General features: G+C 60.8%; 25 protein-coding genes. 11 read left to right on the plus strand and 14 right to left on the minus strand.

All coding sequences use genetic code 11. The annotated features are described in order from the left end of the window. Nucleotides 1-22: 22 nt before the first annotated feature. Nucleotides 23-247 carry a DUF1161 domain-containing protein gene (locus tag QMK52_RS06935; RefSeq protein WP_005783407.1) on the minus strand — a complete coding sequence of 75 codons (225 nt, stop codon included), beginning with the start codon at nucleotides 245-247 and terminating at the stop codon, nucleotides 23-25. A 117-nt stretch (nucleotides 248-364) separates the two neighbouring features. Then, nucleotides 365-580 carry a dodecin gene (locus QMK52_RS06940; RefSeq protein WP_005783406.1) on the minus strand — a complete coding sequence of 72 codons (216 nt, stop codon included), beginning with the start codon at nucleotides 578-580 and terminating at the stop codon, nucleotides 365-367. A 157-nt stretch (nucleotides 581-737) separates the two neighbouring features. On the opposite strand from QMK52_RS06940, the gene QMK52_RS06945 reads away from it, so the two are divergent. Then, entirely contained in the window at nucleotides 738-1,064 is a 327-nt protein-coding gene (locus QMK52_RS06945; protein WP_003187304.1) for a DUF883 family protein, read from the plus strand. An 8-nt stretch (nucleotides 1,065-1,072) separates the two neighbouring features. Here QMK52_RS06945 and QMK52_RS06950 read toward each other — a convergent pair whose 3' ends face one another. Continuing rightward, nucleotides 1,073-1,969 (minus strand): LysR family transcriptional regulator, encoded by an 897-nt coding sequence (locus QMK52_RS06950; protein WP_005783405.1) that lies wholly within the window; start codon nucleotides 1,967-1,969, stop codon nucleotides 1,073-1,075. 109 nt (nucleotides 1,970-2,078) lie between these two features. Here QMK52_RS06950 and trpB point away from each other — a divergent pair, with 109 nt between their 5' ends. The 3 genes from trpB to QMK52_RS06965 all read left to right on the plus strand — a co-directional run bounded on the left by trpB (nucleotide 2,079) and on the right by QMK52_RS06965 (nucleotide 5,943). After that, a complete protein-coding gene (gene trpB / locus QMK52_RS06955) occupies nucleotides 2,079-3,305 on the plus strand; it encodes a tryptophan synthase subunit beta (RefSeq protein ID WP_005783404.1) in 1,227 nt (408 codons plus the stop codon). Beyond that, nucleotides 3,306-4,115, plus strand: a complete 810-nt coding sequence (gene trpA / locus QMK52_RS06960) for a tryptophan synthase subunit alpha (RefSeq protein WP_005783403.1) — start codon at nucleotides 3,306-3,308, stop codon at nucleotides 4,113-4,115. It abuts the gene before it with no gap. A gap of 169 nt (nucleotides 4,116-4,284) precedes the next feature. After that, nucleotides 4,285-5,943, plus strand: coding sequence for an FAD-dependent oxidoreductase (locus QMK52_RS06965; RefSeq protein ID WP_005783402.1), 1,659 nt, complete (start codon nucleotides 4,285-4,287; stop codon nucleotides 5,941-5,943). A gap of 35 nt (nucleotides 5,944-5,978) precedes the next feature. Here QMK52_RS06965 and QMK52_RS06970 read toward each other — a convergent pair whose 3' ends face one another. The 6 genes from QMK52_RS06970 to QMK52_RS06995 form a co-directional block, all read right to left on the minus strand. After that, entirely contained in the window at nucleotides 5,979-7,283 is a 1,305-nt protein-coding gene (locus tag QMK52_RS06970) for an MFS transporter (protein WP_005783401.1), read from the minus strand. Nucleotides 7,284-7,367: 84 nt separating this feature from the next. Beyond that, nucleotides 7,368-8,516 (minus strand): galactonate dehydratase, encoded by a 1,149-nt coding sequence (gene dgoD / locus QMK52_RS06975; protein WP_005783400.1) that lies wholly within the window; start codon nucleotides 8,514-8,516, stop codon nucleotides 7,368-7,370. A gap of 48 nt (nucleotides 8,517-8,564) precedes the next feature. Next, entirely contained in the window at nucleotides 8,565-9,185 is a 621-nt protein-coding gene (locus QMK52_RS06980; protein WP_194439674.1) for a 2-dehydro-3-deoxy-6-phosphogalactonate aldolase, read from the minus strand. 1 nt (nucleotide 9,186) lies between these two features. Then, complete coding sequence (locus QMK52_RS06985) at nucleotides 9,187-10,146, minus strand: 2-dehydro-3-deoxygalactonokinase (RefSeq protein ID WP_194439673.1); 960 nt, start codon at nucleotides 10,144-10,146, stop codon at nucleotides 9,187-9,189. A gap of 176 nt (nucleotides 10,147-10,322) precedes the next feature. Next, nucleotides 10,323-10,649, minus strand: coding sequence for a DOPA 4,5-dioxygenase family protein (locus QMK52_RS06990; RefSeq protein ID WP_122732751.1), 327 nt, complete (start codon nucleotides 10,647-10,649; stop codon nucleotides 10,323-10,325). Between the two features lie 30 nt (nucleotides 10,650-10,679). Continuing rightward, complete coding sequence (locus QMK52_RS06995) at nucleotides 10,680-11,630, minus strand: choline sulfate utilization transcriptional regulator (protein ID WP_320403955.1); 951 nt, start codon at nucleotides 11,628-11,630, stop codon at nucleotides 10,680-10,682. Nucleotides 11,631-11,733: 103 nt separating this feature from the next. Here QMK52_RS06995 and betC point away from each other — a divergent pair, with 103 nt between their 5' ends. The 3 genes from betC to QMK52_RS07010 all read left to right on the plus strand — a co-directional run bounded on the left by betC (nucleotide 11,734) and on the right by QMK52_RS07010 (nucleotide 15,909). Further along, entirely contained in the window at nucleotides 11,734-13,248 is a 1,515-nt protein-coding gene (gene betC / locus QMK52_RS07000; RefSeq protein ID WP_194439668.1) for a choline-sulfatase, read from the plus strand. A gap of 18 nt (nucleotides 13,249-13,266) precedes the next feature. Then, on the plus strand, nucleotides 13,267-14,181 hold the full coding sequence (gene choX, locus QMK52_RS07005) for a choline ABC transporter substrate-binding protein (protein ID WP_194439666.1): 915 nt from the start codon (nucleotides 13,267-13,269) through the stop codon (nucleotides 14,179-14,181). A 159-nt stretch (nucleotides 14,182-14,340) separates the two neighbouring features. After that, on the plus strand, nucleotides 14,341-15,909 hold the full coding sequence (locus QMK52_RS07010) for a SulP family inorganic anion transporter (protein ID WP_078822699.1): 1,569 nt from the start codon (nucleotides 14,341-14,343) through the stop codon (nucleotides 15,907-15,909). 6 nt (nucleotides 15,910-15,915) lie between these two features. Here QMK52_RS07010 and aroE read toward each other — a convergent pair whose 3' ends face one another. Both aroE and hemF read right to left on the minus strand, forming a co-directional pair. Continuing rightward, a complete protein-coding gene (aroE, locus tag QMK52_RS07015) occupies nucleotides 15,916-16,734 on the minus strand; it encodes a shikimate dehydrogenase (RefSeq protein WP_194439662.1) in 819 nt (272 codons plus the stop codon). Next, nucleotides 16,734-17,666 (minus strand): oxygen-dependent coproporphyrinogen oxidase, encoded by a 933-nt coding sequence (hemF, locus tag QMK52_RS07020; protein WP_122732747.1) that lies wholly within the window; start codon nucleotides 17,664-17,666, stop codon nucleotides 16,734-16,736. Before hemF ends, aroE begins: the two co-directional genes overlap by 1 nt. A 177-nt stretch (nucleotides 17,667-17,843) precedes the next feature. On the opposite strand from hemF, the gene QMK52_RS07025 reads away from it, so the two are divergent. Further along, nucleotides 17,844-18,821, plus strand: coding sequence for a quinone oxidoreductase family protein (locus tag QMK52_RS07025; RefSeq protein WP_032878594.1), 978 nt, complete (start codon nucleotides 17,844-17,846; stop codon nucleotides 18,819-18,821). A 94-nt stretch (nucleotides 18,822-18,915) separates the two neighbouring features. Here QMK52_RS07025 and QMK52_RS07030 read toward each other — a convergent pair whose 3' ends face one another. The 3 genes from QMK52_RS07030 to QMK52_RS07040 form a co-directional block, all read right to left on the minus strand. Further along, nucleotides 18,916-19,473 (minus strand): L-threonylcarbamoyladenylate synthase, encoded by a 558-nt coding sequence (locus tag QMK52_RS07030; protein WP_320403956.1) that lies wholly within the window; start codon nucleotides 19,471-19,473, stop codon nucleotides 18,916-18,918. A gap of 77 nt (nucleotides 19,474-19,550) precedes the next feature. Then, the gene (dprA, locus tag QMK52_RS07035; protein WP_320403957.1) at nucleotides 19,551-20,651 is read right to left on the minus strand and encodes a DNA-processing protein DprA; all 1,101 of its coding nucleotides are present in this window, start codon (nucleotides 20,649-20,651) and stop codon (nucleotides 19,551-19,553) included. A gap of 63 nt (nucleotides 20,652-20,714) precedes the next feature. Next, nucleotides 20,715-21,491, minus strand: coding sequence for a hypothetical protein (locus QMK52_RS07040; protein ID WP_005783384.1), 777 nt, complete (start codon nucleotides 21,489-21,491; stop codon nucleotides 20,715-20,717). 135 nt (nucleotides 21,492-21,626) lie between these two features. Here QMK52_RS07040 and def point away from each other — a divergent pair, with 135 nt between their 5' ends. The 3 genes from def to rsmB all read left to right on the plus strand — a co-directional run bounded on the left by def (nucleotide 21,627) and on the right by rsmB (nucleotide 24,463). Next, nucleotides 21,627-22,133, plus strand: coding sequence for a peptide deformylase (gene def, locus QMK52_RS07045; RefSeq protein ID WP_005783383.1), 507 nt, complete (start codon nucleotides 21,627-21,629; stop codon nucleotides 22,131-22,133). 69 nt (nucleotides 22,134-22,202) lie between these two features. Next, a complete protein-coding gene (gene fmt / locus QMK52_RS07050) occupies nucleotides 22,203-23,156 on the plus strand; it encodes a methionyl-tRNA formyltransferase (RefSeq protein ID WP_005783382.1) in 954 nt (317 codons plus the stop codon). Beyond that, nucleotides 23,153-24,463 (plus strand): 16S rRNA (cytosine(967)-C(5))-methyltransferase RsmB, encoded by a 1,311-nt coding sequence (rsmB, locus tag QMK52_RS07055; protein ID WP_320403958.1) that lies wholly within the window; start codon nucleotides 23,153-23,155, stop codon nucleotides 24,461-24,463. Before fmt ends, rsmB begins: the two co-directional genes overlap by 4 nt. Nucleotides 24,464-24,467 lie beyond the last annotated feature (4 nt).

A 24,467-nucleotide genomic window follows, 5' to 3' on the forward strand; every position in this document is an offset into this window, starting at 1 on the left:
TTTTTATGTCTGCAACACGAGATTAACCGCGTTTGTAGACGATTTCCTTGGTGCCACCTTCGCAGGTGCCGACCACTTTAGCGTCGGTCGAAGCGCCTTTATCCACGACTTCCAGCGAATAACCCGAAGCGCCCTTGGCGTCGATTTTCGCTGCAATTTCGCTTTTCAGCTCTTCACAAGGCTTACCGGCCGCCAGAGCCGTACCCGCAATGCTCAACAAACCCACCGCCAACAGAAACTTCTTCATCCGTTACCTTCCTTGCGCTGATCAAAAAAGAGCGTGCCGACGCTCATCGCATCGGCACCCGTTGTTTGTAGCGCAGGTTATGGCAATCGGCCAGCGGGCAAAGTTCAATTCACCCGGTCAACTACTGGCAATTCGGAATCCCACTTTAAGGGTGACCTGGAAGTGCGCAGCCTTGCCATCCTTGATGTGACCACGGGTTTCAGTCACCTCGAACCACTCCAGGTGCTTGATGCTTTTGTTGGCTTCAGCCAGAGCATTGTTGATTGCGTCTTCGATGCTGGTGGTGGAAGAGCCCACCAATTCGACTTTCTTGTAGGTGTGATGATCACTCATGGCGTTTCTCCTGTAGGTCGTCAATCAAGACTAGCAGCGAATGTGCTTACTGCTTCTGGCGACCGCTTGGAGGTGAAAGTTCAGAATTACTGCACTTTCTGAAACCGGCGCAGTCGGTATCTACACACGCCACTCAATCACTTCAGGAGATGTCCACATGGCCAACACTTCTTTACGCAAAGCGTCGCTGGAAAGCATGGAAGCCGAGATTTCGAGCCTGCTCAAATCTCTGGAGAGCCTCAAGGACGACGCGTCCGATGAGTCGCGCAAAACGCTGAAGGCCCTGAAAAGCAATGCCGAGAACGCCCTCAAGCACTCTCGCCACCTGATCAGCGACGCCTATGAAGAAAGCAAAGTCAAAATCCGCGAAACCAGCGCTGCCACCCGTGACTACGCACAAGAGCACCCATGGACGACCGCGGGCGTCGCCGTGGGCGCGCTGGGCCTGCTGGCGGCTTACCTGCTGTGCAAGCGCGGTGACTGATTGACCGGTTACACCGGTTGACGCAACAGCTCAGCCTTGAGCCATTGCGCCAACTGCCCGGCGCGCCCGTCTGCGGCGCGCTTGGGTAGCCACAAAGCCAGGTGCGCCGGGGTTTCGCTGAAGCCCCACGGCGCCACCAGGCGACCCGCTCGCAGGTCCTCTGCCACCAGTGGTTCTGGCGCAATCGCCACTCCCAATCCTGCTACTGCCGCTTCCAGCAAATAATACAAGTGCTCAAACCCCTGGCCGAGTTTCAACGCGCCGGGCTCGATGCCGTGTTGCCGCGCCCAGCTGGGCCAGGCTTGGGGTCGTGAGGTGGTGTGCAACAACGCTTCGCTTAGCAATGCCGTTGCTGGAGCCTGACGCAACTGTTCAAAACCTGCGAAACGAGGGCTCAACACCGGGCCGATTCGCTCGCTGGCCAGCTCATACACCTGCATATCGGCCGGCCACGGCGGCTCGGCGAATACCAGTAAGGCGTCCAGGCCAGGCCGCCGGGGGTCCAGATCGCCTTCGCCCGCCGACAGGTGCAGGCGCAAATCGGGCAAGTCGGCATTCAAGCGCCCCAGCCGGGGGATAAACCAGCGCGCCAGCAAGCTACCCGAACAACCGAGCACAAAGGGTGCGTCGGCGCTGCTTTGGGTAAGTTCGGCGCACGCGTCCCGCAACCGCTCGAAAGCCTCCACGCTGGCATCCCGAAGCCGAACGCCTGCATCTGTGAGTTTAAGGCCACGTCCATCCTTGACGAACAGGCTCACACCCAAATGTTCTTCCAGTACTTTCAACTGCCGGCTGACCGCACCGTGGGTCACGTGCAGTTGCTCGGCGGCTTGGCTGACGCTACTGAGGCGGGCGGTGGCTTCAAACGCGCGCAGGGCATTGAGGGGTGGAAGGTCGCGGCTCATCTGTGAGTTTTCCTGACAGGTTACGGCGATCTTATCGGTTTTCAGGCCAAGGCGTCACGAGTAGAGTGACCGTCATTGCCTTTAAACACATCTCTTCCTGGAGCGTCCCATGACCCAGTCCCAGACCGATCTACGCAACGGCCCTGACGCCAACGGCCTGTTTGGTGCGTTCGGCGGCCGCTACGTGGCTGAAACGCTGATGCCGTTGATCCTCGACCTGGCCCGTGAATACGAAGCGGCCAAGGTGGATCCAGCGTTCAATGAAGAATTGGCCTACTTCCAGCGCGATTACGTCGGACGCCCAAGCCCGCTGTACTTCGCCGAACGCCTGACCGAGTTCTGTGGCGGCGCCAAGATCTATCTCAAGCGCGAAGAGCTGAACCACACCGGCGCGCACAAGATCAACAATTGCATCGGCCAGATCCTGCTGGCGCGACGCATGGGCAAGAAGCGCATCATCGCCGAGACCGGTGCCGGTATGCACGGCGTAGCCACCGCTACCGTTGCCGCGCGCTTCGGCCTGCAATGCGTGATCTACATGGGCACCACCGATATCGAGCGCCAGCAGGCCAACGTGTTTCGCATGAAGCTGCTGGGTGCCGAAGTGATCCCGGTGGTCGCCGGCACCGGCACCCTCAAAGACGCCATGAACGAAGCCCTGCGTGACTGGGTGACCAACGTCGACAGCACCTTCTACCTGATCGGCACCGTGGCCGGCCCACATCCTTACCCGGCCATGGTGCGCGACTTCCAGGCCGTGATCGGCAAGGAAACCCGCACCCAACTGCAAGCCCAGGAAGGCCGCCTGCCGGACAGCCTAGTGGCGTGCATCGGCGGTGGCTCCAACGCCATGGGCTTGTTCCACCCGTTCCTGGATGACACCAGCGTCGAAATCATCGGCGTCGAAGCAGCGGGCCATGGCATCGAAACCGGCAAGCACGCCGCCAGCCTCAACGGCGGCGTACCCGGCGTGCTGCACGGCAACCGCACCTTCCTGCTGCAGGACGACGACGGCCAGATCATCGACGCTCATTCGATTTCCGCCGGCCTCGACTACCCCGGCATCGGCCCTGAGCACGCCTGGTTGCATGACATCGGCCGCGTCCAGTACACCTCGGTAACTGATGACGAAGCCCTGGATGCATTCCACAAATGCTGCCGCCTGGAAGGGATAATTCCTGCGCTGGAAAGCGCCCACGCCCTGGCTGAGGTGTTCAAGCGCGCGCCGACCCTGCCCAAGGATCATCTGATGGTGGTCAATCTCTCGGGCCGTGGCGACAAAGATATGCAGACCGTGATGCATCACATGGAACAGTCCAAGCAGGAGAAACACTAAATGAGCCGCCTGCAAACCCGCTTTGCGCAACTCAAGGAACAAAACCGCGCCGCCCTGGTGACCTTCGTCACCGCTGGCGACCCGGGTTATGACGCCTCGCTGGCGATCCTCAAGGGCTTGCCGGCCGCCGGCGCCGACGTGATCGAGCTGGGCATGCCCTTCACCGATCCGATGGCAGACGGCCCGGCGATTCAACTGGCTAATATCCGTGCGCTGGACGCCAAGCAAAACCTGGCGAAAACCCTGCAAATGGTCCGCGAGTTCCGCACCGACGACAGCGACACCCCCCTGGTGTTGATGGGCTACTTCAACCCAATTCACAAATACGGTGTGCCGCAGTTTATTGCCGATGCGAAGGCAGCCGGCGTCGACGGCCTGATCGTGGTCGACATGCCACCTGAACACAACGGCGAGTTGTGCGACCCGGCTCAGGCCGCGGGCATCGACTTTATCCGCCTGACCACGCCGACCACCGATGACGTGCGCCTGCCGACGGTGCTCAACGGCAGTTCCGGGTTTGTGTATTACGTGTCGGTAGCAGGCGTTACCGGTGCCGGCGCCGCCACGCTGGAACACGTCGAAGAAGCGGTCACGCGTCTGCGTCGCCACACCGACCTGCCGATCAGCATCGGTTTCGGTATTCGTACACCGGAACAAGCAGCGGCCATTGCGCGCCTGGCCGACGGTGTAGTGGTGGGTTCGGCACTGATCGATCACATCGCCAATGCCGGCAGCGACCAGCAAGCGATTGATGGCGTGCTGAGTCATTGCGCGGCGCTGTCGGCAGGTGTGCGCAACGCACGCAAGTAAGCACCTGTGTTTTGATACTTGCGCTACGCTGAGGGGTGACACCACGTCACCCCAACGCACTTCCATGCCTATTGCCGTCTAACCACCCTCGCAAGCCCCCCGCATTTCTTGCTTCCCGGTCGTTAAGTTAGTTGCATCAGAAGTCATCCCTGGCTCTCAGGAGTACATCATGGCCTTTGATCTCATTACCTCTTCAGACTCCCGTCACTCAACCTTGCAAAAGGGCTTCAACCTACGCTGGCCGTTGGGCAATGTGCAGGGTCAGTCTTCGCAAAATGGCGCCAACCTGATCTACCTCTGCCGCAGCCCACAAGACATCATTGACGCCGCCGCGCAGGCATTGGCCCTTCCCGAGGGACGCATCACCGTACGCAGTGGTGGTCATTGCTACGAAGGCTTTGTCGCCAACAAGATGCCCGACAGTCCACTTGAGGTACTGTCGATTCTGGATATCAGTGCGTTGAACCAGGTGGTCTACGACGCCAATGGGCAAATCGGCTCCGAGCTGGACCCCAGCGCTGCTGAACGCCACAGCTTTCGCCTGGAAGCCGGCGGACAAAACTGGGATGCCTATGTCGCGTTATACAAGCTGGCCAACAAAACCCTGCCCGGTGGCTCGTGTTATTCAGTGGGTTTGGGCGGGCATATTTGCGGAGGCGGCTATGGGCTGCTGTCGCGCAAGTATGGACTGGTATGTGACTGGCTCAGCGGTGTGGATATCCTGGTGCCCGACAGCCTTGGCAAAGGCCTCGAACCGCGCCACGTTTCTCGCAACAGCACCAATCAGGACGAACTGGACCTGTTCGCCGCGTGTTGCGGTGCCGGTGGCGGACAGTTCGGCATCATCACCAGCTATTACTTCAAAGACCTGCCACCGGCACCGAAAGAGGTACTGTGGCTGGTGCTGGAATGGGACTGGTCGGTACTGACCAAGCCTGCACTCGATAACCTGCTGGTGGCCTATCAGTCATGGTTCGCCAGCAATCAAAGCAACACGGACACTTGGGGCCTGGCGACCAAGCTGGAGATGCGCCACCAGCACACAGGCAATGTGACCCTGGGTATTCACTATGTGGACAAGGATGGCGAGCTGAACGATCGGGCGCCCTTCGATGACTTCGTCGACAAGATGCTCACAGCCATTGGCCTGCCCGCTACAGAGTCCCTGGTCCCATTTCACGTCATCCATCTGCCGCGCAGCACTACCAACGGGCGCACCATCGACTCAGTGTCATCCGCCCGAGCAGCCTCTCAACGCTTGGACTGGCTGGTGTGCCAACAGACATTGAACGGTTCGGGGGACAACCAGCGTGGGCGCTATAAATCGGCCTACCAGAAGGGCCCTTTCAGCCCTCAAGTGCTGGACGCCATCTGGACCACATTGACCTGGCCAGACCCTGATAACCACCTGACACAAAGCCTCATTCAGATTCAGTCTTTCGGCGGCCAGATCAACGCCGCCAGCGGGCCGGTGCGCCGGGATTCGTCGGCCGCTCAGCGCTCGTCATACCTCAAGTGGCAACCACAATGTTACTGGCGCGGTGACAGCGCCGCCTCGGATCAAGCCCATGCCGACTGGATCCGAGGGTTGTACTTCAACGCGTTCGCCGATGATCAGGGCGTACCGATCAACGACGAGTTTGAAGGTTGTTACATCAATTATCCCGACCTCGATATGACCTACATCGGTGGCAATCCGGCCAATGGCAAAAACCCACAGTGGTACAAGATCTTCTTTCCCGACCTGATCATCGAAAGCCGCCTGCGGCGTACCAAGCAGCGCTGGGACCCACACAACATTTTCCATAACGAAATGTCGGTGCCGTAATCGCGAAAGAAGGGCGACTCCAAGGTCGCCCTTTTTTACAGCTCGATCCGCTCGACCTTGCCTACCAGTAATATGTAGGAAAGCGCGCCGAGCAACGCCAGCACCGCGATGTAAGTAATCGCCGGTGCAAACGATGAACCACTGGCCAGAAAGCCAATCACGATGGGCGTAGCGATTGCCGACAGGTTACCGATGAAGTTGAACACGCCTCCGGTGAGCCCCAGCAACCGCGCAGGCGCCAAGGTCGAAACCAGCGACCAGGTGATCGACGCCAGGCCATTGCCGAAAAATGCCACCGCCAGAAACGCGATGACCCACGCCGTGGAGTCCACGTAGTTGGCACCGATGATCGCCGTGGAAATCAGCAGCCCACTGATGATCGGCAACTTGCGGGCAAAGCCCACCGAGGCGCCACGACGGATCAACCAATCGGAAAACACCCCCGAACACAGCACGCCCACAAAAGCGGCCAGGAACGGCAAGGAGGCCAACAAACCAGACTGGATAAAGTCCATGCCGCGGTATTTCACCAGGTACGTCGGGAACCAGGTCAGGAAGAACCACAGCGTGGAGTTCAGGCAAAACTGGCCCAGGTAAATGCCCCACAGCTTGCGCTTGCTCAGCACGATGCCGAGGTCGGTCCAACTGAAGGGTGCCTTGACGGTTTTCGCCTGCATGTCCACCAGCCCGCCACCGTCGCGGATCAATTGGATTTCGGCTTCGTTGGCGCCTTTGAAATCTTTGGGCTCGCGATACACCGCGTACCAGATCGCGGCCCACAGGATGCCAACGCCACCGGTCACCACAAACACCATGTGCCAGCCGTACTGATGCTGCAGCCACGCCAGTACCGGGGTGAGGAACGCCAGGCCGACGAATTGCCCGGAGGTGTAGACGCCGATAGCCGTGGCGCGCTCGCGCTCGGGAAACCAGGTGGTGACCACTCGGCTGTTGATGGGATAGGCCGGCGCCTCCAACGCGCCAACGGCCATGCGCAACACGAACAACGCGATAAAGCTGGCGGCGAAACCGAGCATCACGGTGGCAATCGACCACAGCAGCAGGGCGGCCGTGTAGAGAATGCGCGGCGGCACGCGGTCAACCAGCCAGCCGCCGGGGATTTGCATGGCCGCGTAAGTCCAGCCGAAAGCGGAAAAAATAAGCCCGACCTGCACCGGGTCGATACCCAGCTCGCTGGTCAGCGCAGGCGCGGCAATCGACAGGTTGCTGCGGTCTAGGTAGTTGATCACCACGGTGATGAACAGCAGCACCATGATGAAAAAACGCTTTCGGCTGGGCGTGACTAAGGGTGCCTGCCCTGTGAGGGATTCAGGGTGCATGGGGTGCCTCTTTTTATGTTTGTTGAGGACAAAACGTGCTGAAGGAACGCGGTCAATGTGGGAGCGCATTCCTTCAGATAAAAATCACCACTCGGCAAAACTGCCATCGGCATGGCGCCAGATCGGATTGCGCCAGCGATGGCCGATAGCCGCACGCTCAATCACGTACTCCTCGTTGATCTCGATGCCCAGGCCCGGGCCGTTGGGGATCTTCACAAAGCCCTGGTCATAGTCGAACACGCCCGGGTCGCGCACGTAGTCGAGCAGGTCGTTGCTTTCGTTATAGTGGATACCCAGGCTTTGCTCCTGGATAAATGCGTTGTAGCAAGCCGCATCCAGTTGCAGGCACGCTGCCAGGGCAATCGGGCCCAGTGGGCAGTGCAGGGCCAGCGCCACGTCGTAGGCTTCGGCCATGTTGGCGATCTTGCGGGTTTCGGTAATCCCGCCCGCGTGGGAGGCGTCCGGCTGGATGATGTCGACGTAGCCTTCGCTGAGCACGCGCTTGAAATCCCAACGCGAAAACAGGCGCTCGCCCAGGGCAATCGGCGTACTGGTCAGCGGCGCCAGCTCTTTCAATGCTTCGTAGTTTTCGCTGAGCACCGGTTCTTCAATGAACATCAGTTTGTAAGGGTCGAGCTCTTTCATCAGCACCTTGGCCATGGGCTTGTGCACGCGGCCATGGAAGTCGACGCCGATACCGACGTTAGGGCCCACCGCATCGCGCACGGCAGCGACATTGGCCAGTGCCAGGTCGACTTTGTCGAAGCTGTCGAGGAACTGCAGTTCTTCGGTGCCGTTCATTTTCACCGCAGTGAAGCCACGAGCCACGGCCTCTTTGGCTGCACGGGCAGTGTCGGCGGGGCGGTCGCCACCGATCCACGAGTACACGCGAATCTTGTCACGCACCTGGCCGCCCAGCAGATCGCTGACCGAGACGCCCAGCGCCTTGCCCTTGATGTCCCACAACGCCTGGTCGATACCGGCGAGGGCGCTCATGTGCACGGCACCGCCGCGATAGAACCCGCCGCGATAGAGGACCGTCCAGATATCTTCGATATTGCGTGGGTCTTTGCCGATCAGGTAGTCGGACAGTTCTTCGACGGCGGCGGCCACTGTGTGAGCGCGGCCTTCGACCACGGGCTCACCCCAGCCAGTCACGCCCTGGTCGGTTTCGACCTTGAGGAAGCACCAGCGCGGCGGGACGATAAAGGTCGTCAATTTGGTGATTTTCATCTCTTGTCTCTCTTATGGATGCAGCGCCTGCGGGCGCGGAACTTGCTATCAGCTCAGGGCTTTCCAGGCGGCGACATAAGCCTGGGCACGGCTCGCGACCTGATCCACTGTCATTCCCGGCTTGAACAACCCGGAGCCCAACCCGAACCCTTTCGCGCCGGCGTCGATAAACACCTGCATGTTGTCCGGCGTAACACCGCCTACCGGCAGCAGTAGCGTGCCCGCCGGCAATACCGCCAGCCACGCCTTGATCACCGAAGGGCCGATCTGCTCGGCCGGGAACAGCTTCAATACGTCGGCGCCTTCGGCCAGTGCGGCAAACGCTTCGGTTGGTGTCGCCACACCAGGCGACAAGTACAGGCCTGCGGCCTTGGCGGCGCGCAGTACTTTGGCATCGCTATGGGGCATGACAATCACCTGGCCGCCAGCCGCCTTCACCTGCTCGACCTGTTCAGGCGTCAACACCGTGCCGGCGCCAATCAGGCAATCGGCGGGCAGGCTGTCGCGCAGGGTGCGAATGCTGGTGTATGGCTCCGGCGAATTGAGCGGGACTTCGATCACACGAAAACCCGCGTCGTACAACACCTGGCCGATGGCCTGGGCTTCGTCCGGGCGTACGCCACGCAGGATTGCGATCAAACCGTTTTGCGCGAGTGCTTGCTTGAGCATGTCAGGCCTCCGTTACAGGTTGAGTGAGCCCAGCCGCCACGGCCAATTGCCACAGGCCGCGCTCGGTGGCTTCCTGCGCCAGGCTGACGTGGGCGAAGCCGCAAAGGGCGAGAGCGCGTTGATAGCGGGCGCAGAGTGGGGCGGCGCCAACCAGGATGATCGGTTTGGTTTTGGCGCTGTCTGGCAAACCGGCGAGTTCGTGGCCGATCAACAGGCCGGACAGGTAGTCGGGCTGCTGGTTGGGCGCAAGCTCAGCCGTCAGGCCCAGGGTACGGGCACTGAACAAGGTCGACAGCACGCCACGCCTGCCATCCTTTGAAAGCGCCACGTGCACGCCACGATCAAAGGCCTCGGCCTGGAGTTGTTCGCTCGGCTGTTGAGTGCGACCCAGGATGCTGTGTTTACTCAACACCGCGAACAGTTCGCCGGTCATGAAGGTGTCGAAATGCGTAATGCGGCCTTCACTCACCTCGACCCATTTGGAGTGGCTGCCGGGCAACCCGATCAACACTTGGGCCCCAAGCCCCTGCAGCACGCCGAGTACCTGGGTTTCTTCGCCGCGCATCACATTGGGTAAACCCGCGTGCTCGATCACCCCCGGCACAATATGCACATCCACCCCGCGCAGGCTGCGCACGCGGTGCAACGCCAAGCCCAGGCTGGCGACATCCACAGGCGTGGCGCAATAAGCCGCCTCGCTCCAGCCCTGTGCGCTGCCGACCATACCGCAGGCAATCACTGGCAATTCAGGCTGGGCGTCGAGCCAATCGCCGCAGGCGCTATCGAACGCCAACTCGAAGCCGTCAGTGCAATGAATACCGTTGATGTCCCGTGGCTCGCTGGGCAAATGCATGATGCCCCAGGCTTGCGCGCGCTGTTCCAGCACAACGCCCGCCGAGCCGAGTTTGTAAGCACGAAGGGAGCTGGTCCCCCAATCGAGCGCGATCAATTGCGCCTGCATCGCTTCACCTGAAATGAGTGGGTGCTGAAAAAAGCAGATGGGCGAATATAAACCTACGCGCTGGAATATCTCAATATATAAATATCAATCCCATATAATGAGACGAAGCAAGATTAATCCTACGCCGCTCCCTGTTTTTACTTAGGGAAAGGCAAGGTTTTATCTGATAAGGAAAGTTAAAAAACCGACAGATTTAGCTCGCGCATAGCACCCATCCAGATCGCGTAGTCGGTGTGATCCTTCAGGTCATCGCCGGTTTCAGGATGCAGGAAGACCACCAAGCCATCGCGGTGCAGCGCCAGCCACGGCAACACCACGCCGATGTATTCCGGCTCGAATGCCAGCTGGCAGCTCCAATCCGGATGCGGGCCCACCGGCCGCTCATGCACACGGCCCATGCGCAACGGGAACAGCCTGGCGGCGTCCTCACACAGCGTGCGCGCCTGGTTGATGGTGCTGGCGTCGAAGTAGATATGGGCGTGATAGCCCTTGATACGTTGCATGACGGACTCCGGATCCACGATGTGCCGATCCTAGACCGCAATCGAAGGCAGGGCCAGCCCGCTCAACGACTGCGCACTGCTGGCTTGTTCCGCCATCAGCCATTGGACAAAACGCTCAACCAACTGCCCGCGGCGTTTGCGCTGGGGTTGCACCACGTAATAACCGAAACGCGAGGTCACCGTGGGGCTGATCGGTCGGCACAGCCAGTTCTGTTCCAGCAGGTTATCCACCAGGTGGCGCCAGCCGATGGCAACGCCCTGGCCGGCAATCGCAGCCTGAATCAGCAAGGTGTAGTTGTCGAAGCGCAATTGTCCGGGAGTTGGCGCAGCGGTTATACCCAATTCGCGAAACACCCCGCTCCAGTCGAACCATTGGCTGTTGTTTTCCTGGCGCAGGTGCAGCAACGGGTACTCGGGCAAGGATTGCACCGTCATTGGCGCGGCCTGAGCCTTGAGCCACTGCGGGCTGCATACCGGGAACACTTCCTCATTAAACAACCACAGGCTGTCGCCCTGCCTGAAACGGCCATCGCCGAACAGCACCGCCACATCGATATCGCTGCGCAGGCTGGCATGGTTGCGCTCACTGGTAACCAGACTCACATCCACCTGCGGGTTGGCCTGGTGAAAGCGATGCAGGCGCGGCATCAGCCAATAGGCGGCGAAGGCGAAGTCGGTAGCCACTTGCAGCACTTCGTGCTGATCCTGTTGGGTGATGGTGCTGAGCCCTTGATTGATGCTTTGCAGGGCGCCCTGTACGTGCTCGAACAACAGCACGCCGGCGTCGGTCAGTTCGATACCGCGATAGATGCGGTCAAACAGGCGGATTGCCAGTTGTTCTTCAAGCCGCTTGATCTGCTGGCTGACCGCCGGCTGGGTGGTGCCAAGCTCCATCGCCGCGGCGGTAAAACTGCGGTGGCGCGCCGCCGCTTCGAAGGCTCGCAGCAGATCGAGAGAGAGGTTACCCAGCGCTTCATACATAAGCTGTCGTTATCCTAGGCATTGCTTGTCATGGGCTTTACCCTGCTTTCCATGGGCCGCATTCTCATTGGCATAAACACCGACTATGGAATGCCGAGAAACCATGAAGCGCAAGAACATTCTTTTCATCATGGCCGATCAAATGGCCGCGCCCATGCTGCCGTTCTACGGGCCTTCCTCGATCAAGCTGCCCAACCTCAGCCGCCTCGCCGCCCAAGGCGTGGTATTCGACGCCGCCTATTGCAACAGTCCGTTGTGTGCGCCGTCGCGCTTCACCCTGGTCAGCGGCCAGTTGCCGAGCAAGATCGGCGCCTACGACAACGCAGCCGATTTCCCCGCCGATGTGCCGACCTATGCCCACTACCTGCGTCGCCTCGGCTACCGCACCGCGTTGTCGGGCAAGATGCATTTCTGTGGCCCCGACCAGTTGCACGGCTATGAAGAACGCCTGACCAGCGATATCTACCCCGCGGACTATGGCTGGGCGGTGAATTGGGATGAGCCCGACGTACGCCCCACCTGGTACCACAATATGTCTTCGGTGCTGCAAGCGGGCCCGTGCGTGCGCACCAACCAGCTGGACTTCGACGAGGAGGTGGTGTTCAAGGCGCAGCAATACCTGTTCGATCATATCCGCGAGGACGGTGATCGGCCGTTCTGCCTGACCGTATCGATGACCCATCCCCACGACCCTTACACCATTCCCAAGCCGTTCTGGGACCTGTACGACGACGCCGACATCCCTTTGCCTGCAACGCCGGCCCAAGCAGAGCTGGACCCACACTCCCAACGTCTGCTCAAGGTCTATGACTTGTGGGATAAACCACTGCCTGTGGATAAGATCCGCGATGCTCGCCGCGCCTACTTCGGTGCGTGCAGTTACATCGACAGCAATGTCGGCAAACTCCTGCAAACTCTGGAAGACACCGGCCTGGCTGACGACACCCTGATCATCTTCTCCGGCGACCACGGTGACATGCTCGGCGAGCACGGCCTCTGGTACAAAATGCACTGGTTTGAAATGGCCGCCCGCGTGCCGCTGCTGATCAGTGCGCCGGGCCAATTCGCGGCTGGGCGGGTCACTCAGGCCGTGTCCACCGCCGACCTGCTGCCGACCCTGGTGGAGCTGGCCGGCGGCGAGCTGGACCCGCACTTGCCGTTGGACGGTCGCTCTCTGGTCCCGCACTTGCAAGGGCAGGGCGGGCATGACGAAGTGTTTGGCGAATACATGGCCGAAGGCACCATCAGCCCATTGATGATGATTCGCCGGGGCGCCTACAAATTTATCTACAGCGAAGACGACCCTTGCCTACTGTTTGATGTGCGCAACGACCCGCACGAGCGGGAAAACCTCAGCCTGTCAGCAGAGCATCGCTCGCTGTTCGAGGCCTTTTTGCATGAGGCGCGGGCCAAATGGGACATCCCGGCGATCCATCAGCAAGTGCTTGCCAGCCAGCGTCGCCGCCGTCTGGTGTTTGAGGCACTGACTCAAGGCACGCTCAAGAGCTGGGATCACCAGCCACAGGTGGATGCCAGTCAGCAGTACATGCGCAACCATATCGACCTCGACGACCTGGAGCGCAAGGCACGTTATCCACAACCCTGCCAAAACCAATAAACAGACAGAGGGAAGGCCATGCAAAAGTTGACCGTGGTACTGAGCATATTGGCGCTGGGCAGCGCCAATGTGTACGCAGACGCTCGCTGTGAAACGGTAAAGATGGCCGATCCAGGCTGGAGCGACATTGCCGCCACCAATGCCATTACCGGTTTTTTGCTGACGGGCATGGGCTACAAAGCCAAGGTCGATACCCTGGCGGTGCCGATCACTTTTGGCGGGCTCAAGGACGGCCAGGTGGATGTGTTTCTCGGCAACTGGATGCCGGCGCAACAAGGTTTTTATGACAAGTTCGTGGCCAACGGCGATGTGGTGCAACTGGCGAAGAACCTCGACGGCACCGAGTTCACCCTCGCGGTGCCGGACTACGTATGGGACGCCGGCGTACGTGACTTTGCCGACCTGAACACGTTTGCCGACAAGTTCGACAAGAAAATCTACGGCATCGGCTCCGGCGCGCCGGCGAATATCTCGTTGCAGGAGATCATCAAGAAGAATGACTTCAACCTGGGCCAGTGGAAGCTGATCGAATCCAGCGAGCAGGCGATGCTCGCCGAGGTGTCGCGAGCGGTGAAGAAACAGCGCTTCGTCACCTTCCTCGGCTGGACGCCGCACCCGATGAACGTGCAGTTGAAAATGCATTACCTCAAGGGCGGCGAGCAGTATTTTGGCGCCACCGGTAGCGTGTATACCTTGACCCGCAAGGGTTACGCCCAAGCCTGCCCGAATGTCGCCAAACTGCTGACCAACCTGAGTTTCACCCAGGAGATGGAGAACGGCATCATGGCGCAGGTGGCCAACAACAAGGTCAGCAATGCCGAGGCGGCCAAGGCGTGGATCAAGGCCAACCCCGCGGTGCTGGACAAGTGGCTCGACGGCGTGAAAACCCTGGATGGCCAGGATGCGTTGCCCGCGGTCAAAGCCCAACTCTAAGATGCGCCTCGATCCAAATGTAGGAGGGGGCTTGCCCCCGATGACGGCCTATCAGCTATGAATGTATTGGCTGAAACACCGCTATCGGGAGCAAGCCCCCTCCCACAGGGAGCCGGTGTGTACTGATACTCTAAGCCAAACCTTCTACCCGAGCCTGCGATGCCCCGGCCCAACCGCCACACACTCTTCCCCTTCCTCAGCTGGCTCCCGCGCCAAACCCGCGCCAGCGTCGGCCGGGATGCCATCGTCGGCCTCAGTGGCGCCGTACTGGCCCTGCCACAGTCGATTGCCTACGCACTGATCGCCGGCCTGCCACCGGAATACGGGCTCTACGCGGCGATCATCCCGGTCTTGATCGCTTGCCTGTGGGGCTCTTCCTGGCACCTGATCTGTGGGCCCACGGCGGCGATTTCCATCGTGCTTTACGCCAGTATCAGCCCATTGGCGGTGCCAGGTTCCCAGGACTACATCACCCTCATCCTGTTACTGACCTTCCTCGCCGGGGTGTTCCAGTGGTTGCTCGGCCTTCTGCGCTTTGGCGCGCTGGTGAATTTTGTCTCCCATTCGGTGGTGCTGGGTTTCACCCTGGGCGCCGCGGTGGTGATTGCCCTGGGGCAGTTGCCGAACCTGCTGGGGCTGGACTTGCCGAGCCAGGCCACCGCCCTCAACAGCCTGCTGGCGCTGGTCGACCATGGCGGTGAGTGGGATCGTGCGTCCGTGATCCTCGGGCTCGGCACTTTGCTGGTGGGCGCACTGCTCAAGTCGCTGGTGCCACGCTGGCCGACGCTGTTGATCGCTTTAGTCTTGGGTAGCCTGACGGCATGGCTGTGGCCGACGATGTTCGGGCATGTGGCGCTGGTCAGTTCGTTTATCGGCCAGTTGCCGCCGTTCAGCCCATTGCCGATGGACCTGGACCTGGTACTGCGCCTGTTGCCCAGCGCGGTGGCGGTGGGGATGCTGGGGTTGGTGACCAGCCTGTCGATTGCACGCTCACTGTCGGCTCGCTCGCAACAATTACTCGACGCCAACCAGGAAGTGCGCGCCCAGGGTTTATCCAACATCGTTGGCGGATTTTTCTCCGGCTACCTGTCAGCCGGTTCGTTCACCCGTTCGGGCCTCAGTTACGAGGCGGGTGCTTGTTCGCCCCTGGCTGGGGTGTTTTCCGCGCTGTGGGTGGCGTTATTTGCGTTGTTCGGCGCGACGTTGATCGCGCATATTCCCATCCCCAGCATGGCCGCCAGCATCCTGCTGATTTGCTGGGGTTTGGTGGATCATCGAGGGATTCGTGCTTTGTTTCGTGTCAGCCGCGCCGAATTCGTGGTGATGGGCCTGACGTGTGTCGCCACCTTGCTGCTGGAGCTACAAACGGCGATTTATGCCGGGGTGTTGGCATCGCTGTTTTTCTACCTCAAGCGCACCTCGCAACCACGGGTTCAGCAATGGCGCGATGGGGACGAGGATGTATTACGCGTGGGTGGCTCGATCTTTTTTGGCGCCAGCCATTACCTGCAAGTACGCCTGCAAAGTCTGCAGGGCACGCGGGTGGTGATCGAAGCGCAGCAGATCAATTTTATCGACTACTCCGGGGTGGAGATGCTGCATCAGGAGGCACGGCGGTTGGCGCGGTTGGGGCGTAGCCTGACCTTGCGTGGGGCCAGGCCGCAAGTAATCGAAGAGTTAAGAAAACTGGAAGGGGCCAAGAGTTGCCCCCTCCATTTCCAAGATTGAACACGATCAGGCCAATTGACGGCGTAGTTCGGCTAACACCGGCGCTGAATCAGGGCGCACACCACGCCACAGGAAGAAGGCTTCCGCTGCCTGCTCCACCAGCATCCCCAAACCATCCATCGCCACCACAGCGCCGTGTTCCGCAGCCCAGCGGCAGAACGCGGTAGGTTCCTTGGCGTACATCATGTCGTAGCAGAACGTCTTGCCCGGCTCGATCAGGCTGCCGGCAATCGGCGGTACATCGCCTGACAGGCTTGCGGACGTGGCATTGATGATCACGTCCACCGGCTCACGTAGCCAATCGAAACCACTGGCAGACACCGGGCCCAGGTCGTCGAACAGCTCAGCGAGCAGCTCGGCCTTTTCCACGGTGCGGTTGGCGATGATCAACGAAGAGGGTTGCTGTGCCAGCAACGGCTCAAGTGCACCGCGCACCGCGCCACCGGCTCCCAACAACAGAATGCGTTTGCCTTGCAGGTTCAGCCCGGCGTTGACCGTCAGGTCGCGCACCAGGCCGGCGCCGTCGGTGTTGTCGCCCAACAACGTACCGTCCGCCAGTTTGCTCAGGGTGTTCACGGCTCCAGCGCGCTGGGCACGTTCGGTCAAGGTATCGGCCAAACGATAGGCGTCTTCCTTGAACGGCACGGTCACGTTGGCGCCACGGCCATGGCGAAAAAACTCACGGGCGCAGTGGGTGAAATCCTCCAACGGCGCGAGCAACGTGCTGTAGTCCAGCTGTTCGCCGGTCTGCTCGGCGAACATGCGGTGGATCAGCGGCGATTTACTGTGGCCGATGGGGTTGCCGAACACGACATAACGGTCCATCACACCGCCGCCTTGGGTGCAACGACGCCGAGCCAGTCGCGGTCTTGCAGGAAATAATCGGTGAGGCGCGCCTCCTCGCTACCGGCCTCGGCCTTCCAGTCGTAGCTCCAACGGACCTGGGGCGGCAGCGACATCAGGATCGACTCCGTACGCCCGCCCGACTGCAAGCCGAACAGGGTGCCACGGTCATAGACCAGGTTGAACTCGACGTAGCGACCCCGGCGGAACTCCTGGAACTGACGCTGCTGCTCGGTATACGCCATGGCCTTGCGGCGTTGCACAATCGGCAGGTAGGCATCGATATAGGCATCGCCGATGGCACGGATAAAGGCGAAACAGGTGTCGAAGCCCCATTCGTTCAAGTCATCGAAGAACAGGCCACCGATACCGCGAGGTTCATTGCGATGCTTGATGTGGAAATAGGCGTCGCACCAGGCTTTATAGCGTGCGTACACGTCCGGGCCAAAGGGCGCACAAGCTTGCTCGGCCACACGGTGCCAGTGGACGCAGTCTTCTTCGTTGCCGTAATACGGGGTCAAGTCAAAGCCGCCACCGAACCACCACACCGGCTCTTCGCCTTCTTTTTCAGCGATGAAAAAGCGCACATTGGCGTGGGATGTCGGCACATGGGGGTTATGCGGATGAATCACCAGTGACACGCCCAAGGCTTCAAACCCCCGACCAGCCAGCTCAGGCCGATGGGCACTGGCGGACGGTGGCAAACCGCTGCCAAACACGTGGGAAAAGTTAACGCCGCCTTTTTCGATCACCGAACCGTTCTCGATCACACGGGTGCGACCGCCACCACCGGCAGGCCGGGTCCAGGCGTCTTCGATAAAGCGAGTATCCGTCTCGAAGGTTTCCAGGGCGTTGCAAATGCGATCTTGCAGGTCAAGCAGGTAGGCTTTAACGGCCTCGGTGCGGGTAGTCATGGCATCACCTTGAATCGGGCAAAGCTACGCGAGGCCATTGGGCGTCGGCGGCAAATGGGCGCACAGGATACCACTGCGCCCACATGCCACTGCACTTAGGTGCGCGGCAGTTGACGAAGATCAAGCTTAGGAGTCCGATAGGGGGCTACGCAGATTCGAACCCAAGGAGAAGTGCAGATGGCCAAACGTATCCAGTTCAGCGCCCACGGCGGCCCCGAAGTACTTGAGTATGTGGACTACACGCCAGCGGAGCCTGGCCCACAACAGGTCCGGGTGCGTAACGAGGCCATCGGTCTGAACTTCATCGATACCTATTTTCGCAGTGGCCTCTACGCACCGCCCGCGCTGCCATCGGGCCTGGGCGCTGAAGGCGCTGGTGTCGTCGACGCCGTGGGCAGTGAAGTCACCCAGTTCAAAGTCGGCGACCGTGTGGCCTACGGCAGCGGCCCGCTGGGTGCCTACAGCGAGTTGCATGTGTTGCCCGCCGCCAACCTGGTGCACCTGCCGGATGACATCAGTTTCGAGCAGGCCGCCGGGGCCATGCTCAAGGGCCTGACCGTGCAATACCTGCTGCGCCAGACCTACGAATTGAAAGGCGGCGAAACCATCCTGTTCCACGCTGCTGCCGGTGGCGTGGGCTCCCTGGCCTGCCAATGGGCCAAGGCTCTGGGCGTGAAGCTGATCGGCACCGTGAGTTCGCCGGAAAAGGCCGCCCTGGCCAAATCCCTGGGTGCCTGGGAAACCATCGACTACAGCAAGGAGAATGTCGCACAACGTGTGCTGGAATTGACTGACGGTAAAAAGGTGCCGGTGGTGTACGACGGCGTCGGCAAGGACACCTGGCTGACCTCTCTGGACAGCGTGGCGCCACGGGGTTTGGTCGTAAGCTTTGGCAATGCGTCGGGCGCGGTGGACGGGGTGAACCTGGGCATTCTGTCGGCCAAGGGCTCGCTGTACGTGACCCGCCCGACGCTGGCGACCTACGCCAACAATCCGGCGAACTTGCAGGCGATGGCGGACGATCTGTTTTCGATGATCAAGAGCGGCAAGGTGCGCATTGATATCAACCAGCGCTACCCGCTGGCGGATGCGGCCAAAGCGCAGACCGAGTTGTCGGCGCGACGCACGACTGGCTCAACCATTCTGTTGCCTTGAGTGCGTCATCGCAGGCAAGCCAGCTCCCACATTTGACCGCGGTGACTGATCAAATATGGGAGCCGGGCTTGCCCGCGATGGCCGCGCCTCGGTCTCAGGAGGGGCGCACGACCTCACCTGTCGCCAGGTCCCGAATCAGGCTTGGGTTCTTGCGCCCACCCAGCGCGCCACCCAACACCAAGTCCACTTGCCCGCGGAAATACTGCTCCACGCGAATACGCGTGCGTGCCGCCGGGCGCCCCTGAGGGTTGGCCGACGTGGAGATCAACGGCCCGACCTGGGCGCACAAATCTCTCACCAATGGGTGATCAGTAACCCGCAACGCCACGGTGTCATGTATACCCGTGACCCATTCGGGCAACAAGTCCTGGTGGGGCACCAGCCAGGTATTCGGCCCGGGCCAGGTGCTGGCCATGCGATCGATCCAGGTGTCCGGGAAGTCTTCGAACAGGAAGTCGAATTGACGAATGTTGTCCGCTACCAGAATCAGGCCCTTGTCCACTGAGCGGTTCTTGATCGCCAATAGCCGATCCACCGCTTCTTCATTCCACGGGTCGCAACCCAGGCCCCAGACCGCCTCGGTCGGATAGGCAATCACCGCGCCTGCGCGAATTTCCCGTGCGGCTTGCAGCACACGCCACCTGTTGACCATTATTTAATCTCCGGACTAAAGCTCTGGGCAGTTTACCGATCTTCGTTACAAAACCCAGCGCCAAAAACCGGCAGCTCCTAAACCTGGCAACGCGCCAGCCAGCGCCCGCTTTCGCAGATGACCTGGCCTTCCAGTTCCAGCTCCGTAAGAGTTGCCAGCACCTGGGACAACGGCCGACCACTGGCAATCGCCAGGGCTTCACTGGTATGCGGCGCAGCATGCAGCAGTGCCACCAGTGGGTGAGTGATCGGCACCGGCGCAGGGCGCGATAACGCCTGCCAACCGCGCAGCGCCTCAAGGATGTGTTCGATGGTTTCCACCAGCACCGCGCCATCACGGATCAGTTGATGGCAACCCTTGGCACCGGGATGGTGAATGGAGCCCGGGATCGCATACACCTCGCGCCCTTGCTCTGCGGCCAGCCGTGCGGTGATCAGCGAACCGCTGGCCATGCTGGCTTCCACCACCAGAACCCCCAGCGACAGCCCGCTGATAATCCGATTGCGCCGTGGAAAATTACCGGCCTGGGGCCCCGCGTCCAACGGAAACTCAGAAATCACCGCGCTGCCTTGGGCAATCATCGCGGCAGCGAGCTTGCGGTGGCGCTGTGGATAAAAATTTTCCAGCCCGGTGCCAAGCACCCCGACTGTACGACCGCCCACCTCCAGCGCTGCCTGGTGTGCTGCGCCGTCAATGCCCAGCGCCAAACCACTGGTGATGACAAAACCGGCGCTCGCCAGGCTGCGGGAAAAGGCGGCGGCCGTGTCCATGCCGGGGCGGGAAGCACGCCGGCTACCGACCATGGCCAACTGTGGTTTTTCCAGAATGTCCGGGTCGCCCGCAACGAATAACAGCGGCGGTGCGTCGTCGATCTGAGCGAGCAAGGCCGGGTACTCAGGTTGGTCCCACATCAGCAAATGCTGGGCCGGACGCTCTAACCAGGCCAATGCCGCACTGGCGCCATCACGGATTTGCGGGCTACGCCGAGCATCTGCGCTGATGGCGGGCACCCCGAGGGAACGCCAGGCACTGGCAGGGGCACTGAGGGCCTTGGAGGCGCAGCCGAACGCTTGGATCAATACGTGAAAACGCTTGGGACCCAGTTCTGGCAGCCTGTGCAAGCGTAGTCGGGCTTCCAGCTCTGCCGGAGAAATTTCGCTACTGTTTATCGGATTCATTTGATCATCCTTGACCGGAACAAGCTGTGGATAACTCTGTTGGTAACTTATTTAGCAGGCTATTTATTGCGCTTGTTGACGGGTCTCGAACCGATCCTTTACAGCCAGCGCGCGTGAAGCACTGAGCACCAAGGCGTAACTGAGTTTTTCATAGGTGCGAAACACCAGAAGGGTGCCGGCCGGTTCTTCCGGGAGCTGTGTTGGCGTGCCGGTAAGGACGTCTCGCACCGTGGCACCCGCCTTGATCACCGTCAGTAACTGGCCTTCGATCAATCCATCGCGGCGGCCCTTGTTCAGGGTCACGGCGTCCAGCACACCAATCTGAGTGACGCCCCTGGGGATGTCGATGATGTGCCCTGCGATAAAAGCCGTTGATTTGGCTGACTCCAGGGTGTTCAGCGCGACTGGACGTTGGGCACCAAGCAAGCGGTCACCTGGGCGGATTTCCTGGGTAACCCGCTGCACCACCAGGGTGGTGAGGTCGTCGGCGAGCACAAAGCGTGCGGTGCCGATATCGTCGGCATTGATGCCTAGTAGCTCCTGGGTGCCTGGGTCGGTGTAGACCTTGCCTCGACGAAAGATCCCGTAGCTTGGCTGGGCCGGGTCCAGATGACCGCGAGCATGCACGCGCTCACCATTGGCCCCCAGCACACGACCGCCTTGCGCTGCGACGATATAAGGCGCGTTGTCCAGGTCCTGGGGCGTATCGACAATCCGGTTATGCAGTAAAAAATGCTGGATGGCCTGTTGCGTCGCGTGATCCAGGCGTTCAGCGGGCTTGGGAATCAACGCCATGGTGACGGGGGCCCACAGCAGCAAGACGAGTAGCGATTTCCTCATGGGGTGAATCTCCTTTATTATGTGCGTTCGCGTGAAATGCCTTGGCCCTCGTGGCTTCTGAGCGTTTCACACCGGCCGTGTGGGTCCATCCCACCGCCGATTGGTCTTTACCTCACATGTGCAGCAATTACGCTTATGGCTATTTTGAACATCCTCGAATTTCCCGACTCGCGCCTGCGCACGATCGCCAAGCCGGTGGCCGTAGTGGACGACAAGGTTCGTCAGTTGGTCGATGACATGTTTGAAACAATGTATGAAGCTCCGGGCATCGGCCTCGCCGCTACCCAGGTCAACGTGCATCTGCGTGTCGTGGTCATGGACCTGTCGGAAGATCGCAGCGAACCCCGGGTGTACATCAACCCCGAGTTCGAACCGCTGACCGATGAGATGGGCGAATACCAGGAAGGCTGCCTGTCGGTGCCGGAGTTCTACGAGAACGTCGAACGCCCGTTGCGCGTGAAGATCAAGGCCCTGGACCGTGATGGCAAACCGTTTGAGCTGATTGCCGAAGGTCTGTTGGCAGTGTGTATCCAACATGAATGCGACCACCTTAACGGCAAGCTGTTTGTCGATTACCTGTCCACGCTCAAGCGGGACCGGATCAAGAAGAAGCTGGAAAAAAAGCATCGCCAGCAAGCTTGATGCCCTTCTTCCAAAGGCTTGCTGCGGCAAGCCTTTTTCTTTTGTGACTGTTTTTAACCGAGAACTCCCATGACCGAGCCATTGCGCATTGTTTTTGCCGGCACCCCTGAATTCGCCGCCGAACACCTCAAGGCGCTGCTTGCCAGCCCTTATGACATCGTCGCGGTGTACACCCAGCCGGATCGCCCGGCCGGTCGCGGGCAAAAACTGATGCCGAGCCCGGTCAAGCTATTGGCGCTTGAACACAACATAGCGGTGCTGCAACCGCCGACCCTGCGTAACGCCGAAGCCCAGGCCGAACTGGCCGCGCTGAAACCGGACCTGCTGGTGGTGGTGGCCTACGGTTTGATCCTGCCCCAGGCGGTGCTGGATATCCCGCGCCTGGGTTGCATCAACAGCCATGCTTCGCTGCTGCCTCGCTGGCGTGGTGCGGCGCCGATCCAGCGCGCCGTGGAGGCGGGCGACAGCGAAAGCGGCGTGACCGTGATGCGCATGGAGGCGGGCCTGGACACCGGGCCGATGCTGCTCAAGGTCACCACCCCGATCACCGCGCAAGACACCGGTGGCAGCCTGCACGACCGCCTTGCCGAAATGGGCCCACCTGCCGTGATCCAGGCCATCGCCGGCCTCGCAGCAGGCACCCTGGAAGGCGAGGTACAGGACGACAGCCTGGCCACCTACGCGCACAAATTGAACAAAGACGAAGCGCGCATCGACTGGAGCCGCCCGGCCGTGGAGCTGGAGCGCCTGGTACGTGCCTTCAACCCATGGCCAATCTGCCATAGCACCCTGAACGGCGAAGCCTTGAAGGTGTTGGCCGCGACCCTGGCCAATGGCAAAGGCGCCCCCGGCGAGATTATCGGCGCCAGCAAAGACGGGCTGTTGGTCGCTTGCGGTGAACAGGCGCTGTGCCTGACACGTCTGCAATTGCCCGGCGGCAAAGCGCTGAACTTCAGCGATTTGTTCAATAGCCGCCGTGAGAAATTTGCCTTGGGCACGATCCTCGGGGTGGCCGCTCAATGAACCCACGTCTGGCCGCCGCCAAGGCTCTCGCTGCCGTGCTCAACGGCAAGGCTTCGCTGAACAGTTCATTGCCCACGCAATTGGACAAGGTCGAAGACCGGGATCGCGGTTTCACCCAGGACCTGGCCTTTGGCACCGCCCGCTGGCAGCCAAGGTTGTCGGCACTGGCAGCCAAGCTGCTGCAAAAACCGTTCAAGGCGGCAGACGCTGATGTCGAGGCGCTGTTGCTGGTGGGCCTCTATCAATTGCTCTACACCCGCGTACCGGCCCACGCCGCCATCGGTGAAACCGTCGGTTGCGCCGACAAGCTGAAAAAGCCTTGGGCCAAGGCCCTGCTCAATGCCGTACTGCGCCGGGCCCAGCGTGAAAGCGAAGCGCTGCTGGCCGAGTTGGAACATGATCCGGTGGTGCGCACCGCCCACCCGCGCTGGCTGCAAAAATCCCTGAAAGCGTTCTGGCCCGAGCAATGGGAAGCTATCTGCGCGGCCAACAATGCGCACCCGCCGATGATCCTGCGGGTCAACCGTCGCCACCATAGCCGTGATGCGTATCTGCAATTACTGGCCGACGCGGCCATCAACGCCACCCCGTGCGTGTACAGCACCGACGGCATCGTGCTGGAAGCCGCCACCGATGTGCGCAGCCTGCCGGGCTTTGCCGAAGGCTGGATCAGCGTGCAGGACGAGGCCGCGCAATTGGCGGCCGACCTGCTCGATTTGGCCCCCGGCCAGCGCGTACTCGACGCCTGCTGCGCGCCAGGTGGTAAGACCTGTCACATCCTTGAAGTTGAAAAAGACCTGGCCGGTGTAGTGGCTGTGGATCTTGAAGCCAAACGCCTGGTGCGCGTGCGGGAAAACCTTGCACGCCTGGGCCTCAGCGCCGACCTGATCGCCGCCGACGGCCGCAACATCGCGACCTGGTGGGACGGCAAGCCATTCCAGCGCATCCTGCTGGACGCACCTTGCTCTGCCACCGGCGTAATCCGTCGGCACCCGGACATCAAGCTGACCCGCCAGCCCGACGACATCGCCGCCCTCGCGGTGCTGCAAGGCGAATTGCTTGACGCCCTGTGGCCAACCCTGGAAGTCGGCGGCATCCTGCTGTACGCCACCTGCTCCACGCTACCCACCGAAAATACTGAGGTCATCCAAGCCTTCCTCGCCCGCACCAGCGGCGCGCGCGAACTGGACCTCGCTACCAGCGCCGGCATCAAGCAGCCCCACGGCCGCCAACTGCTCGCGCAGGAAGGCGGGCACGATGGCTTCTACTACGCCAAACTGATCAAGATCGCCGCCGCGCGCGGCTGAATGG

Source organism: Pseudomonas sp. P9_2, from assembly GCF_034008255.1.
Classification (GTDB): domain Bacteria; phylum Pseudomonadota; class Gammaproteobacteria; order Pseudomonadales; family Pseudomonadaceae; genus Aquipseudomonas; species Aquipseudomonas synxantha_A.

Bases quoted from the DNA above. Each gene is read 5' to 3' on its own strand.
- QMK52_RS06935 (WP_005783407.1), bottom strand. From the start codon at position 247: ATGAAGAAGTTTCTGTTGGCGGTGGGTTTGTTGAGCATTGCGGGTACG.
- QMK52_RS06940 (WP_005783406.1), bottom strand. From the start codon at position 580: ATGAGTGATCATCACACCTACAAGAAAGTCGAATTGGTGGGCTCTTCC.
- QMK52_RS06945 (WP_003187304.1), top strand. From the start codon at position 738: ATGGCCAACACTTCTTTACGCAAAGCGTCGCTGGAAAGCATGGAAGCC.
- QMK52_RS06950 (WP_005783405.1), bottom strand. From the start codon at position 1,969: ATGAGCCGCGACCTTCCACCCCTCAATGCCCTGCGCGCGTTTGAAGCC.
- trpB (WP_005783404.1), top strand. From the start codon at position 2,079: ATGACCCAGTCCCAGACCGATCTACGCAACGGCCCTGACGCCAACGGC.
- trpA (WP_005783403.1), top strand. From the start codon at position 3,306: ATGAGCCGCCTGCAAACCCGCTTTGCGCAACTCAAGGAACAAAACCGC.
- QMK52_RS06965 (WP_005783402.1), top strand. From the start codon at position 4,285: ATGGCCTTTGATCTCATTACCTCTTCAGACTCCCGTCACTCAACCTTG.
- QMK52_RS06970 (WP_005783401.1), bottom strand. From the start codon at position 7,283: ATGCACCCTGAATCCCTCACAGGGCAGGCACCCTTAGTCACGCCCAGC.
- dgoD (WP_005783400.1), bottom strand. From the start codon at position 8,516: ATGAAAATCACCAAATTGACGACCTTTATCGTCCCGCCGCGCTGGTGC.
- QMK52_RS06980 (WP_194439674.1), bottom strand. From the start codon at position 9,185: ATGCTCAAGCAAGCACTCGCGCAAAACGGTTTGATCGCAATCCTGCGT.
- QMK52_RS06985 (WP_194439673.1), bottom strand. From the start codon at position 10,146: ATGCAGGCGCAATTGATCGCGCTCGATTGGGGGACCAGCTCCCTTCGT.
- QMK52_RS06990 (WP_122732751.1), bottom strand. From the start codon at position 10,649: ATGCAACGTATCAAGGGCTATCACGCCCATATCTACTTCGACGCCAGC.
- QMK52_RS06995 (WP_320403955.1), bottom strand. From the start codon at position 11,630: ATGTATGAAGCGCTGGGTAACCTCTCTCTCGATCTGCTGCGAGCCTTC.
- betC (WP_194439668.1), top strand. From the start codon at position 11,734: ATGAAGCGCAAGAACATTCTTTTCATCATGGCCGATCAAATGGCCGCG.
- choX (WP_194439666.1), top strand. From the start codon at position 13,267: ATGCAAAAGTTGACCGTGGTACTGAGCATATTGGCGCTGGGCAGCGCC.
- QMK52_RS07010 (WP_078822699.1), top strand. From the start codon at position 14,341: ATGCCCCGGCCCAACCGCCACACACTCTTCCCCTTCCTCAGCTGGCTC.
- aroE (WP_194439662.1), bottom strand. From the start codon at position 16,734: ATGGACCGTTATGTCGTGTTCGGCAACCCCATCGGCCACAGTAAATCG.
- hemF (WP_122732747.1), bottom strand. From the start codon at position 17,666: ATGACTACCCGCACCGAGGCCGTTAAAGCCTACCTGCTTGACCTGCAA.
- QMK52_RS07025 (WP_032878594.1), top strand. From the start codon at position 17,844: ATGGCCAAACGTATCCAGTTCAGCGCCCACGGCGGCCCCGAAGTACTT.
- QMK52_RS07030 (WP_320403956.1), bottom strand. From the start codon at position 19,473: ATGGTCAACAGGTGGCGTGTGCTGCAAGCCGCACGGGAAATTCGCGCA.
- dprA (WP_320403957.1), bottom strand. From the start codon at position 20,651: ATGAATCCGATAAACAGTAGCGAAATTTCTCCGGCAGAGCTGGAAGCC.
- QMK52_RS07040 (WP_005783384.1), bottom strand. From the start codon at position 21,491: ATGAGGAAATCGCTACTCGTCTTGCTGCTGTGGGCCCCCGTCACCATG.
- def (WP_005783383.1), top strand. From the start codon at position 21,627: ATGGCTATTTTGAACATCCTCGAATTTCCCGACTCGCGCCTGCGCACG.
- fmt (WP_005783382.1), top strand. From the start codon at position 22,203: ATGACCGAGCCATTGCGCATTGTTTTTGCCGGCACCCCTGAATTCGCC.
- rsmB (WP_320403958.1), top strand. From the start codon at position 23,153: ATGAACCCACGTCTGGCCGCCGCCAAGGCTCTCGCTGCCGTGCTCAAC.